The sequence below is a fragment of the Pasteurella oralis genome, from assembly GCF_042681465.1.
Taxonomy (GTDB): Bacteria; Pseudomonadota; Gammaproteobacteria; order Enterobacterales; family Pasteurellaceae; genus Pasteurella; species Pasteurella oralis.
Window position 1 is genome coordinate 229,115 of the sequence record NZ_JBHUFP010000005.1, and the last position, 13,456, is coordinate 242,570.

Below are 13,456 nucleotides of genomic sequence, written 5' to 3' on the forward strand. Positions count from 1 at the left end.
CGCACTTCAGCAACTACTAGTATATGTTACATAGTAGTACGTATTACTCATTTCTTTTTTGTTACTGACTTCATTTCCCATATACCTTTTAGCATGCTATGTTGCATATTATGGAATGCACTCTGTTTTAGATCACCAAAATAATGTGAAATTTCTCCCAATTTTTGGTGTACTCTTGCCGTTCTATGAAACAAGCGATAATTCTCTGGCTGTGTTGTTAATAACACTTGTTCAAGTTCTAACGCTTGCTGGTAGTAATAACGGCTTTGTGTATAATTCTGCTGCAAATGTGCAAGGTCACCTAATTTCTCATAACCTCGCGCTAAATCGGCTTGTATACAAAGGTTGTTAGGAGAATTTAAATAAAGTTTATGCATAATTATAAAGCCTGCTTGGTAATGCTGAACTGCCTGAGCAAAATCACCTTCTGCTTGCGCAACCTCACCCAATTTATAATACAAAATGGCTAAAATACGCTGTATTTGCTGATTATTTGGTCTTTCTTCTGACAGCTGTTCAAAAATACCAAATGCTTGCTGATAGTAATCAGAAGCTTGCTCTATTCTATCCTGGCTAAGAGCAACACTACCTAACTTAGCATAAGACATACCTAAATGTCGTCGATTTTGGCGATGATTTGGATATTTATTACCTAACTTTTGAAAAATTATAAACGCTTCTTTGTAATGCAAAAGTGCTTGCTCAAATTGTTTCTGCGAACGAAAAATATTACCTATTTTTTCATATGAAGATGCTAAACTATGTTGAATTTGTAAATTATCAGGATCTTGAACAATCTGTTTTTTATCAATATTTAACACTCTTTGATAATACGATAATGCTTCTTTTTGTTTATTTTCAGCTAATTTAATATCTCCTAAATGCTTATAGGTCAAACTTAAATCTTGTAAAACTTGCTGGTTAGTTGGATCGCGTTCAACTAATTTTTCAATGATAGCAAGCTCTTGTTGGTAATAATTAAATGCTTGAATATATTGATGTTGGGTTTGCATTAAATTACCCAAATTATGATAAGAAAGGCTCAATTCCCTTTGTGTATCATAATTATTAGGCGTCTTTCGATAAATATCCTGATCGATACTAAAAGCATCTAGATAATAAGCTAAAGATTGCTCAAATTGATTCTTCAGCCGACTAATGTCACCTAATTTTTTATATATATTACTTAAACCACGTTGCACATCAAAACCTGATGGATTCTTTTTTGCCAATTTCTGCCTGATTTCAAAAGTAATTTGGTAATTTGCTTCCGCTTTATTTAAATCTTGTTGAATTTCAGCAAGATAGCCTAAGTTTTCATAAGCAATACCTAAATCATACTGAGCGTTTACATCATTTGGTGTTTTATTTACTAAATACTGAAATTCGTCAAATGCACGTTGATAATAAAAGCTTGCTTTATCAACATCCCCCAATTCTAGTGCGTGATTTCCCTGATTAACGTAAGCCATAGCAATTTGTCTTAACTCTTTATAATAAGAGTTCTGTTCTAAATTTTGGATAAGTTTTTCAATCTGTTGATAAACAACAGCTTGCTTTGTAGCAGGTACATATTGCTCTAGTACATTACGTACATCAAAGTTGAGAAAACGTACTGCAGTACCAATCTCACTTAATAACGTTTCTGATCTTTTTAACTCCATTTGATATTTCAAGGTTTGTTGCTCTGCTTCTTGTTTTTTCTCAAATGCAAAGCAGCCAACACCAATAGATAACACTAACAAGAGAGAAGAAATACCTAAACTCATTTTTACCCGTTTTAAAGCAAGTGATCTTGCCGTAATAAGTGCTCTGGCTTTTTTTAATTCATTGACTTGTTGCAACTGTTCTTGTTCACGACAACAATCTAAATATTCTCGTTGTACTGGTGTAATATAAGCTTTAAATTTTCCTTTCTCTAAGCGATCCATTTCTTGCAAACGACAACCGTTTAAACGTAACCATTCAGTATGTTTTTGAGTACGCAGCCAAACGACAGTTTCAGCCTGTAACATTTCTAACAAAAATAAATCTGCAATATCTTCTTTTAGCCAGTCCGAAAGTAAACGCCATTGACGCAAAATACTTTCATGAGCAAACTCAACTGTAATCCCCCGCTCAGTATTGTGTTTACGCTTATTATCTAAAAATTGCACATTATAATCTTTTGTCAATAAACGACTTTCAACTAAGCAATCAATAATTGGGCGTACATCTTCTGGAAAATCAGCATAATGAGCGACTTTACGGTGCGGTTGGTGTGTTTTTACATCAATACTGGCAAGATAAGGAATCACGGCTCGACGTAACAGCATAATACGCTCGTTATGGTTTTTAGGTAAACGAGGATCTTGCTGCGCTTTTGTTAATGCTTCATCAATAGCAATCGAAACAGCCCCTTGCAGTCCACCTAATCCTGAATGCTGTTGTGTATTTTCATCTTGAAAAGTCAAATATTCTTTTAGCTCTAGCTTTCCATCATGACCATAATCTAAATATAAACGTTCTAAAGTAAAGGCTAATAAAGGTAAAGCATCTTTACCTCCATCTTGTTCTAAATCTTTTAACAATCTGTCAGTTAATAGGGGATCAATCCAAAGTGGTTTTTGTGTTTTTTCTAAAAGCTTTGCTGGTCCTTCAATAATTTGCTGATAAGCACCTTTTGCAATAGGTGGTAAAGAAAACGGATATTGATCAATTCCTTCTAATTTTTCTGCAACCTGTAAAGAAGCGTACGCATCAGTACGAATAGTAGATAACACCATCACATCCAGTTCGTCACAATGAATTAGCTCTGCGATCAATTGTAAAAATTGATTTGTTTCTTCATTATAAGAAGTAAATAACTCTTCTGCCTGATCAACTGAAATAATTAAAGTAGGTAATTCTGAATTTTGCTGGAACTCTAATGAACCTCTTGCTTTTCTCAGAATACAAAGTAAAAACTCTTTTAAAGCAATACGTAATGTTGGTGTCATAACCATTGCTACAATCGATTGCTTAGTACGCCGAATATCAAGCATTTTACAAAGTTGAAACAATGCTTCAATTAGCCCTTTTTCACCACTTAATACTAATTGATTTGGACGAATAAGTGGCAAAACTAAAAATTGCTGTTGTAAACGTGCTAGTCGAGGCAAAATACCTGCACGTAAAAAAGAAGATTTTCCTGAACCAGAAGCTCCTTGTATTGCAACAAAACGTGTTTTCGTTGTTTTACGTAAACGTTGTAATTCCAACAGTAATGCTTTAATTGCGCCATCTCGCCCAAATAAAAGCCCAGCGTCTTCAAATTCAAGTGGCTTTAATCCTTTATACGGACTAGGCGGATTGTTATAACGTGATAAAGGTGGCCATTGGAAGAAATCTGGATGTAATCCCGCATAAGTTAAGCCCCGTTTTAAACTATTCAAGCCAATTTGACTAAAAGAGACCATGCTTGATTGACCAGATGGTAACAACACTGGAATATGTACTCTTGGATGACCTATCTCAAGATTTCCGATATTCCATTTATCTAAAATAGTATGTGGAATACGATGTTTAGGCGATTTAATGATTAAAGGAAAAATAGGTTTACTTAATGCCACAGCCATCTGATATTCAGAGAAACAATGTGAAGAGACAAGCCAATTATCAGAAATAAGTAATATCATACCTTCACATTCACTGATCGAATTACCCAGCTTTTTACGCCATTCTTCTCCAACTTGAATACCATTATTTGGATCTAAATCTAAAAATAAAGACCAACCTAGTTCACCTAGCCAATTATATAAAGCAATAGATTCAGCATTATCTACACTAGAATGGCTAATAAACAATTGAGTCATTGTTAAATTTCCTTATACAAAATGTAATATCCTATTAAATAGCACAAACAGTTATTTCGTTTTAAAGCTATATTATGAAATTAAATATATGAGCTAATATTAATATTAGCTAGCTTGTTTAAGCTTTTTGAGTTGATAGTGTTGCCGCACCATTGGTTGCGCCAAAATAAAAGGAATTAAACGCAACATACATTCATCTTTATGTTTTTCTAACTCAGAAATCTGCTCAAATGGAACTAAACTACAGTTCAGCTGTTGCCTTTCATCATTCTGTTTAGCATAAAGCCAGCCATCAGTTAAACGTTCTTGGTAAAAACGTTGATGTTCTAATCGTAGCAATGAGGTAAGATGTTGCTGAATTGCATAATGCAACTCTGCAATCAATAAATCTTGCGAACCACACTCTTTCTGGTGTACTAATTCAAAACCAAGTTCTCTTAATTTGATAAATAAATGATCAGCGGCACAGCGATTTGAATGGCGAAATCCTTCCTGTAAAGACTCACGCCAATCTTTGTTTGCTGAATCAATATGTTCTAAAAATGCACTAGCAAATTGAGGTCCAAATTCTACAGATTTTATTGAAGGAAAAGCACGGCTATGAACGGCTTGATAGGCCGTATGAATGATTAATGACAATACATCATGTGCTTCTTCATAAGGATAATTAATACTACTTTGAATCATCGAAAAGTAATAAATATCCTGATTTTCTACTTTATTAGCTTGAGCTACCAAATTTAACTTTTCTACATAAGCCAAATCTTTTTCAAATAAACAAGCTGTAAGATAAGCTGGTACTTGAAGTGCGGTCAAACTTTGACGAATTTTGTAACAAGCTTCCAATACCATGTAATCTATATCGTCTGTCACATAAATGTGATTAAATTCACCATATTTCGCTATTACATCAGTAAGTAAAGCTGGAGAAATATGTGTCTCACGACATACATAGTGATTTGCTTCTAATGGAAACCCACCGCCACCATAAATTTGTTTACGCTGATTTTCTTTCAATAGAAGCGGATTTTCCTGTAAAAACTGTTCATAAGCTTCAGGATGTTGACTAAAAATACTTAAATAAATCTGATGAATATTTAAATAGACGCAATTACGCATGATGTTCAAAATTAATTGACCGGTAAGCCGTGTAAAACCGACAATACCGATATGTAGTATACCATTAGTCGATAATGAACTTTCACGTAATGGGGGGCGTTTTTGTAAGAGTAAACGCGCCGCACTATGAATAGCATTCCCCCATACAATTTCCCCCTTCTCGCTACGATACTGTTCAAAAATGTGTTCTTGATTAGCAATACGTGATATCAATCGATTCGCTACATTAATCAACAAACGTGGTTTACTGTTAGTACGATTTAATAGTGGAATGATAGATTGTGCTAATGCAATATTTGTTTCATCCTGTAGGGCAACTAAATAAATCGTTTCTGCTGATTTTAAATTTAAACTATTTAGTTGCTCAAAAGATAACTCAGGTAAATGTAATAATTTATAATTCCGATCAGGTAACTCACCATAATAAGCTATCCCTTCTTTGGAAATATCAACAAACAGCTTTTTACCTGGACGATTGGCCAAAATACTTGAAACGAAAGCGAGTTTCGTTGTACTAAATACAACCATGTGTGGAGGAAACAGCTTTAAACTAAGAAATGTTATTTTTTGTCCAATCACTTGCACAAATAATTTGACTACAGCCCCAATTGTGAATAACGGCAAAGCAAAACGTGCTAATTCTATTTGCCAATTTGGTGCATGTTCTTCCCCATTAATAACAATCAATTTAATATTGCTATACAACGCATCTATAAATGAGAGATGCTGTTCACTATAACCCCATAAACCGAGACAGAAAAAAATACTCAAGAGGAAATAAATAGTATAGCCTTTATTTTGAGCTCTACGATGTAATTGATTCATCATATCCGTTTATTTTAAATTACTTTATATTGGAAATGAAAACTAGTGACTAATGAACTAAATGAGCACTAAGAAATACCCATATAAAAACTAGGGACGCGATTATAATCAAAAATAAGAATAAAAGACAAACAATTTATTAGTAGAAATAGATTTATTTAGTTAAATAAAAAAATGATCATATTCAATAACTAAATATGACCACTTTTATAGTTTAAAAACTAATCAAAATGGTTTAGTCCATATTCATATAAAAAATTCTTTTTACAATTATATAATTCTGCAACAATAGCTGCTGCTTTCTTTAATGGTAATTCTTGGCTAATTAATTTAAGGGCTTTAATCGCTTGAGGATTTATCTCCTCCACTGCCGTTTTTAATTTGCCTTCAATAACTAATACTATTTCACCTTTTATCCTATTCAAATCTTCTTGTAGCCATTGACGCAAATTAACAACATTATCACCAACAATAGTTTCCCAAGTTTTTGTTATTTCACGCGCCAACACTACATAACGCCCTGCACCAAAGACTTTTTCCATATCGGCTAACGTGTCTAAAATACGATGAGTAGATTCATAAAAAATCAAAGTGCGTTCTTCTTCGACTAAATTTTGCAATTTATCACATCTTGCTTTCGTTTTAGCGGGTAAAAAACCTTCAAAGCAAAATCGATCTGAAGCAATACCTGATGCACAAAGTGCAGTAATTGCGGCACAAGCACCAGGAAGCGGTACAACTTTAATTCCAGCTTGGCGGCATTGACGCACTAAGTGAAACCCTGGATCACTAATCAAAGGTGTACCCGCATCAGAAACCAATGCAATATGGCATCCTTGTTGCAACTTCTCTACTAAAAGATGCGCTTTTTGTTGTTCATTATGATCATGTAACGCAAAGAAAGGTTTTTTAATTCCATAATGACTCAACAACAAACCACTATGCCGAGTATCTTCAGCAGCAATTAAATCTACTTGAGAAAAGACGTCTAACGCTCGCTGTGTAATATCTTGTAAATTACCAATCGGCGTGGCGACAATATATAAAATTCCTGTTAAATTATTCATTTGAGACTTCTTTTATTTGCTTTTAATGAGTGAGATAAGTAAGATCGTTCTATTGTTGTTAACAAACGGAGTAATCATGACTATTCTATTACAACACATTAATTTAAAAAATCGATTAATGCCTTTTTTCTTTACTCTTTTTCTTGCCAGCTGTACCACATTATTTAATACTGGCTTAACAAGTGCCTTAAAAGGTGATGCCAATGCAAGCTCTGACTTTTATATGAATAAAATGTATCAGGCACAAAACGTTGAAGAACAACAAACCTATAAACTCTTAGCTGCACGTGTATTAATTACAGAAAATAAATTACCACAAGCACAAGCACTGCTCGCTGAATTAAAAGATTTAACTGATGAGCAATTATTAGATAAATCCATCATCGATGCGCATATTTCAGCCGTTAAACAACAAAATACAGTAGCTGAAAATCAATTGAAACTGATCAATGTAACAAAATTAAGTAGTTCACAAATGACGCGCTATTATGAGATTACCGCACGAATTGCAGAAAATCGTTATGATGCTATAGAAGCTGTTAAAGCCCGAATTAAAATAGATCAATATTTATCTGACATAGCACGCAAACAAGCAAATATTGACCGCACTTGGGCTTTATTACGTAATGCCAATCGTGGTGTCATTAACAATGCTTCTGCAGATGGTGATGTAGCATTAGGTGGTTGGCTAGCATTAACACGTGCATACAATGACAACCTAAATAGTCCAGCTCAGTTAAGTTATGCAATTCAACAATGGAAAACCGCATACCCAACTCATTCTGCTGCTTATTTATTCCCAACTGAATTACAAAGTTTATTTAACTTCCAACAAACGAATTTTTCACAAGTTGCCTTATTACTCCCGCTTAGCGGCAATGGTCAACTCATTGGAAATACGATTAAAGCTGGATTTGATGCCTCTAAAGATAATGCAGGCGCACAAGTGCAAATATTTGATACAATGACAATGCCTATTGAACAAATCCTTGATCAAGTAAAGCAAGCAGGTATTAAAACCGTTGTTGGTCCGTTATTAAAGCAAAATGTCGATACAATTTTAAATAACCCAAGCTTAGTACAAGGGCTAGATGTGCTTACTTTAAACTCAACTTCAAATGAACGTACTATTGGTCAATTATGTTATTACGGATTATCGCCTGAAGATGAAGCAGAATCCGCCGCAAATAAAATGTGGAAAGATGGTATTCGCATGCCATTAGTCTTTGTACCACAAAGCGATCTTGGTCGCCGTACTGCATCAGCATTTAATGTACGCTGGCAACAGCTCGCCGCAACTGATGCTAATATTAAATTCTATGCTCAAGCTGCAGATATCACTTATAGCCTAGAAAATGCGAATCAAAGCGCACAAGGAATCTACATTGTTGCTATGAGTGATCAACTAGCAGAAATTAAAACCAACATTGATAACAGCGGTAGCCAAACTAAATTATATGCTAGCTCACGTAGCAACTCTGCTAACAATGGTCCTGAATATCGCTTATTAATGGAAGGGTTACAATTTAGTGACATTCCATTCTTTAAAGATGTCACATCAGTACAATACAAAAAAATTGAAAAACTCACTAAAGGTGATTTTTCACTCATGCGTCTTTATGCAATGGGCGCTGATGCATGGTTGCTCATTAATCACTTTAATGAGCTACGCCAAGTACCAGGCTATAATATTGATGGTTTAACAGGTAAGTTAAGTGCTGGCTCAAACTGTAATATTGAACGTGACATGACTTGGTTCCAATACCAAAGCGGCGGCATCATCCCATTAAACTAAAATGTTCTCATTAAAGCGTCAACAAGGGGCGAGATTTGAATACCAAGCTCGCCTCTTTTTAGAATCTCAAGGTCTGCAATTTATTGCAGCTAATCAATCTTTCAAATGTGGCGAACTTGATTTAATTATGTTAGATCAACAAACTATTGTTTTTATTGAAGTCCGTCAACGCCAAAATTGCTGTTTTGGTTCCGCAATTGAAAGTGTTGATTGGCAGAAACAACAAAAATGGCTGAATGCAGCCAATTTATGGCTTGCTCAGCAAGATCGTAGTTTAGAAGATACTGATTGTCGTTTTGACCTTATTGCTTTCGGTAAAACTACACAAGATATTGAATGGATTATAAATTTTCTTGATTAAGCATTATGTTAGAAAAACTTAAAGATTTATACACTGAAAGTATTCAAACGCACATTTCGGCTTCTAGCTTATTACCCAATAATATTGCTCAGGCAACTCAACACATTGTAGATTGTCTCCTTCGAGGTAATAAAATTATTGCTTGTGCTAATGGTCGTTCTTATATTAACGCTCAATTGCTCGTTGCAAATTTACTTAATCGTTATGAATTAGCTCGTCCGAGCTTTCCTTCTACCTTATTGAGTCTTGATAATGCAATTAATGCAGCAATGATGCTGGACAATAATACTGATACTGCTTTTCAGCGCCAATTCAATGCCATCGCGCAAACAGGTGATATTCTTGTTGCCTTTTCTCCTTTAGCTCACAATGAGGATTTAATTACTAACGTGATTAATAGCGCAGTAAACAAAGGAATTATTGTTATTGTACTCACAGGCTCAGGTAATGATCATATTCAAGGCTTTTTAACTGAAAATGATCTTGAAATTTCTGTTCCTGCGGTAAAAGAAAGTCGAATTATTGAAAGCCATTGCTTCATTGTTAATCTTATTTGTGAGCTTATTGACCACACGTTATTTTCTCACTCATAGCTTGACAATAACGCTAATTTCAAGAACACTAAATGCAACTATGAATAATAAAGGAGAACTATCATGCACATGAAAACATTAAAAAAACTCTCTTTAATTTTAGGCGCAACTCTCTTGCTACAAGGTTGTGTTGCCGCAACAATTGCGGGTACAGCCGCAGTAGCAACTAAAGTAGCGACAGATCCAAGAACAGTTGGAACCCAAGTTGATGATGAAACTTTAGAAGAAAAAGTACGTATCGCAATTTATAAAGATGCACAAGTAAAATCTGAAGCCCGTATTAACATCGTTTCCTATAGTGGTCGTATCTTGTTAATCGGTCAAGCACCAAATGACAATGTAGCAGAAGTTGCAACTAGCTTGGCTAAAGGCGTTGAAGGTGTAAATGACGTCTATAATCAAATTCGCATTCAACCACAAATTACATTCGGACAAATTGCTAAAGATGGTTTCACGACAACAGAAATTAAATCCAAAATGTTAGTAGACTCACGTGTAAAATCAACTGATATCAAAGTAATCACCGAAAATGGCGAAGTATTCCTGATGGGAAATGTTACACAAGCTCAAGCAGATGCAGCAACTGATGTTGCTCGTAATGTTTCAGGTGTGAAAAAAGTAGTCAAAGTATTCAATTACTTAAATTAATCTATTCTTGCTTATATTAGGCTAACAGTTCAACAAAAAGTGCGGTCCAAATTTTGAAAATTTTGACCGCACTTTATTTTTACTGAAATCATCTATGACATGGTTTTAGAGCTTAAATAACGCTCTACGGTATCAACGATAGCTTGAGTCTGTGGATCTATCTCAATATTTACTTTATCCCCTAACTCACGTTGTCCGATTAAAGTACGCGTTAAAGTTTCTGGGATAAGATTAACACAGAACTGCTGCGCTTTTACTTTACCAATAGTTAAACTGATACCATCAATCGCAATAAATCCTTTGGTAAGAATATACTTCATCACCTCTACATTAGGCAACTCAAACCAAACTTGGTAATTATTTTCTGAAGCGATGATGTCTTTTACTTCCGCAGTGCAATACACATGTCCCGATAAAATATGCCCACCAATTTCAGCTCCCATTTGTATAGCTCGTTCAATATTAACAAAATCACCAACAACTAATTCGCCTAAATTTGTAATACGTAATGTTTCTGCCATTAAATCAAAACTTACCAGATCATGCTTAATTTCTGTCACAGTTAAACAAACGCCATTATTAGCAACTGAAGCACCTATTTCTAATCCTTTTAGCATTTCTTGTGGCATTTTCACAGTCTGTGTTCTAAAATTAGCCTTGTCTTGAATAGAAACAATTTTTGCAGTTCCCTGTACAATACCTGTAAACATAGTCATCTCTCTTTTAAACAAAATATCTAATTATTATAACAAACTCGGAATTTTTATGAAATTTATAGATTTTAATGCGTATCAAGTTGAAGCAAAAAAACTAATTTTAATTGCATTACCTATTCTTATGGCACAAGTTGCACAAAATTCAATGGGATTAGTTGATACAATTATGTCTGGACGTGTCAGCTCTGCTGATATGGCTGCAATCTCAGTTGGGGCTTCTATTTGGTTTCCTTTAGTCCTTTTTGGACATGGTTTATTGCTCGCCCTACCCCCTACTATTTCTTATCTCAATGGTTCAGGAAAACGTGATCAAATCGCTCATCAAGTTCGCCAAGGTATCTGGATCATTTTATTTAGTTGCTTACCTTTAGGTTTATTGATTTATTACAGCAACTTAGTATTTGACTACATGCAAGTTGAAGAACATCTAAAAAGTATCACGATCGGTTATTTACACGCGATGATATGGGGATTGCCTGCTTATTTACTGATGATAAATTTTCGTTGCTTAAATGATGGAATTGCTAAAACTAAACCCGCTATGGTCATTACGTTTCTTGGCTTAGGATTAAATATTCCTCTCAATTATATTTTTATTTATGGAAAGTTAGGTATTCCTGCATTCGGTGCCGTTGGTTGCGGTATTGCTACAGCTATCGTAAATTGGTTTATGTGTATTTTGATGATCCTCTATTGTAAAAATGCACGTAATCAACGTGATTTAAAAGTATTTGACAAGATTTTTGAAAAACCTGATTTCACTACTTTAAAAAAATTACTCAATTTAGGCTTCCCTATTGCTGTTGCACTTTTTTGTGAAGTCGCGTTATTTGCTTTAACTGCGTTATTACTCTCCCCACTAGGTACTGATATTGTTGCAAGTCACCAAATTGCATTAAATACCAGTTCATTTTTATTTATGTTACCAATGTCGTTAGGCATGGCTGCCACAATTCTAGTTGGTCAACGTCTAGGAGAAGGTTCAGCGGATAAAGCTAAAAAAGTATGTTATTCTGCATTAATTGTAGGTTTATTAATTGCAATGATCACAGCGACTATAACGGTAATTTTCCGTGTCGAAATAGCTAAAATCTTCGTCAAAGATGCTCAAGTTATAGCAATGGCGGGAACCTTATTACTACTTGCCGCGCTCTATCAATTCTCAGATACAGTACAAGTTGTTGCTGGTGGCGCATTACGTGGTTATAAAGATACCAAAGCGATTTTATATATTACATTATTTTGCTATTGGGTAGTTGGCATGCCTATTGGCTACACATTAGCACGTACTGATATTTTAATGCCTGCATTAGGCGCAGAAGGCTTTTGGATTGGTTTCGTTGTGAGCTTAACTATTGCTGCGGTTCTATTAATGCTTAGAATGTACAAAATTCACACTCAACCCGATAATCTTTTATTTACTCATTTAGAGAAGTTGAAATGATGGAAAAAATAATCAATGTCGCCATTGCAGGCTTTGGTATGTCTGCTAAAACATTTCATACACCATTTTTAGATCTCGATCCTCGCTTTCAAATAAAAAAAATATTTGAACGGACTAGTGAACTTGCAAAAATTGATTATCCTTATGTAGAAGTTGTGCATGATTTTGAATCATTATTAACGCCTGACATTGATCTTGTCATTATTACAACACCAAATCAAACACATTATCAGTTAGCCCAAAAAGCAATTCTAGCAAGTAAACATGTCATCGTTGAAAAACCACTGGCGATTACTGCACAAGAAGCAAAAGTACTAAATGAATTGGCTCACAAGCAAAATGTCATATTATCTGTTTATCAAAATCGTCGCTGGGATAATGGTGCATTAACGGTGAAAAAACTTATCGCAGATCATTTATTAGGTGATATTGTTGAGTATGAAATTCGATATGAACGTTTTAGCCCATATAAAAATAAGAAAGCATGGAAGGAAACAGGCGAATTAGGAACAGGATTAGTATATGATCTTGGTGTTCATCTTATTGATCACGTCATCGATTTATTTGGAATTCCGACCGCACTTTATGCCGATATTACGAAACAAAATTCTGAAAGTGGTAGTGACGATAGTTTTAGAATTACATTCTATTACTCAGATAAAAAAGTGACGATGTCTTCAACTAAATTTGCAAGAGAACAAGCGCCACACATCATCTTGCAAGGAAAATTAGGATCATATATAAAACCCAAGCTAGATAATCAAGAAGCACTTTTAATTGCAGGCATAAAACCTAAAGGAAATTGGAATCAAGAGATAGAACAAGATTGGGGAATTTTACACACAGAAATAAATGGTTCTGTGATACGTAAAAAAATTGAATCTGAACGAGGCAATTATCAAGCTTACTACGATAACATCTATGTCGCACTAACAAACTCTGCACAACTGATAGTAACAGCACAGCAAGCATACCAAGTATTATTGTTGATTGAAAAAGCCTACGAAAGTGCTCAAAAAGGTCAGAGAATAGCAATAAACTTAAATTAAAGTAGT

The 13,456-nt window shown here is 34.6% G+C and carries 10 protein-coding genes; 6 read left to right on the top strand and 4 right to left on the bottom strand.

What is annotated here, in order from left to right; all coding sequences use genetic code 11:
- Positions 1-47 precede the first annotated feature (47 nt).
- From ACFSAV_RS05090 to rsmI, 3 genes are all read right to left on the bottom strand, one after another.
- Positions 48-3,833, bottom strand: coding sequence for an nSTAND1 domain-containing NTPase (locus ACFSAV_RS05090; protein ID WP_379096980.1), 3,786 nt, complete (start codon positions 3,831-3,833; stop codon positions 48-50).
- 105 nt (positions 3,834-3,938) lie between these two features.
- Positions 3,939-5,777, bottom strand: coding sequence for a hypothetical protein (locus ACFSAV_RS05095; protein WP_379096983.1), 1,839 nt, complete (start codon positions 5,775-5,777; stop codon positions 3,939-3,941).
- A gap of 221 nt (positions 5,778-5,998) precedes the next feature.
- Positions 5,999-6,844 (bottom strand): 16S rRNA (cytidine(1402)-2'-O)-methyltransferase, encoded by an 846-nt coding sequence (gene rsmI, locus ACFSAV_RS05100; RefSeq protein WP_379096986.1) that lies wholly within the window; start codon positions 6,842-6,844, stop codon positions 5,999-6,001.
- 76 nt (positions 6,845-6,920) lie between these two features.
- On the opposite strand from rsmI, the gene ACFSAV_RS05105 reads away from it, so the two are divergent.
- From ACFSAV_RS05105 to dolP, 4 genes are all read left to right on the top strand, one after another.
- Positions 6,921-8,639 (top strand): penicillin-binding protein activator, encoded by a 1,719-nt coding sequence (locus ACFSAV_RS05105; protein WP_379096988.1) that lies wholly within the window; start codon positions 6,921-6,923, stop codon positions 8,637-8,639.
- A gap of 1 nt (position 8,640) precedes the next feature.
- Positions 8,641-9,000, top strand: coding sequence for a YraN family protein (locus ACFSAV_RS05110; RefSeq protein ID WP_379096991.1), 360 nt, complete (start codon positions 8,641-8,643; stop codon positions 8,998-9,000).
- 5 nt (positions 9,001-9,005) lie between these two features.
- Positions 9,006-9,593, top strand: coding sequence for a D-sedoheptulose-7-phosphate isomerase (locus ACFSAV_RS05115; protein WP_379096994.1), 588 nt, complete (start codon positions 9,006-9,008; stop codon positions 9,591-9,593).
- A 63-nt stretch (positions 9,594-9,656) separates the two neighbouring features.
- The gene (dolP, locus tag ACFSAV_RS05120) at positions 9,657-10,241 is read left to right on the top strand and encodes a division/outer membrane stress-associated lipid-binding lipoprotein (protein WP_379096997.1); all 585 of its coding nucleotides are present in this window, start codon (positions 9,657-9,659) and stop codon (positions 10,239-10,241) included.
- Between the two features lie 92 nt (positions 10,242-10,333).
- On the opposite strand, the gene ACFSAV_RS05125 is transcribed toward dolP, so the two are convergent.
- A complete protein-coding gene (locus tag ACFSAV_RS05125) occupies positions 10,334-10,951 on the bottom strand; it encodes a riboflavin synthase subunit alpha (RefSeq protein ID WP_101774987.1) in 618 nt (205 codons plus the stop codon).
- Between the two features lie 55 nt (positions 10,952-11,006).
- On the opposite strand from ACFSAV_RS05125, the gene ACFSAV_RS05130 reads away from it, so the two are divergent.
- The gene (locus ACFSAV_RS05130) at positions 11,007-12,401 is read left to right on the top strand and encodes an MATE family efflux transporter (protein WP_101774986.1); all 1,395 of its coding nucleotides are present in this window, start codon (positions 11,007-11,009) and stop codon (positions 12,399-12,401) included.
- On the top strand, positions 12,401-13,450 hold the full coding sequence (locus ACFSAV_RS05135; protein WP_379097323.1) for a Gfo/Idh/MocA family oxidoreductase: 1,050 nt from the start codon (positions 12,401-12,403) through the stop codon (positions 13,448-13,450). Before ACFSAV_RS05130 ends, ACFSAV_RS05135 begins: the two co-directional genes overlap by 1 nt.
- The last annotated feature ends 6 nt before the right edge of the window (positions 13,451-13,456 follow it).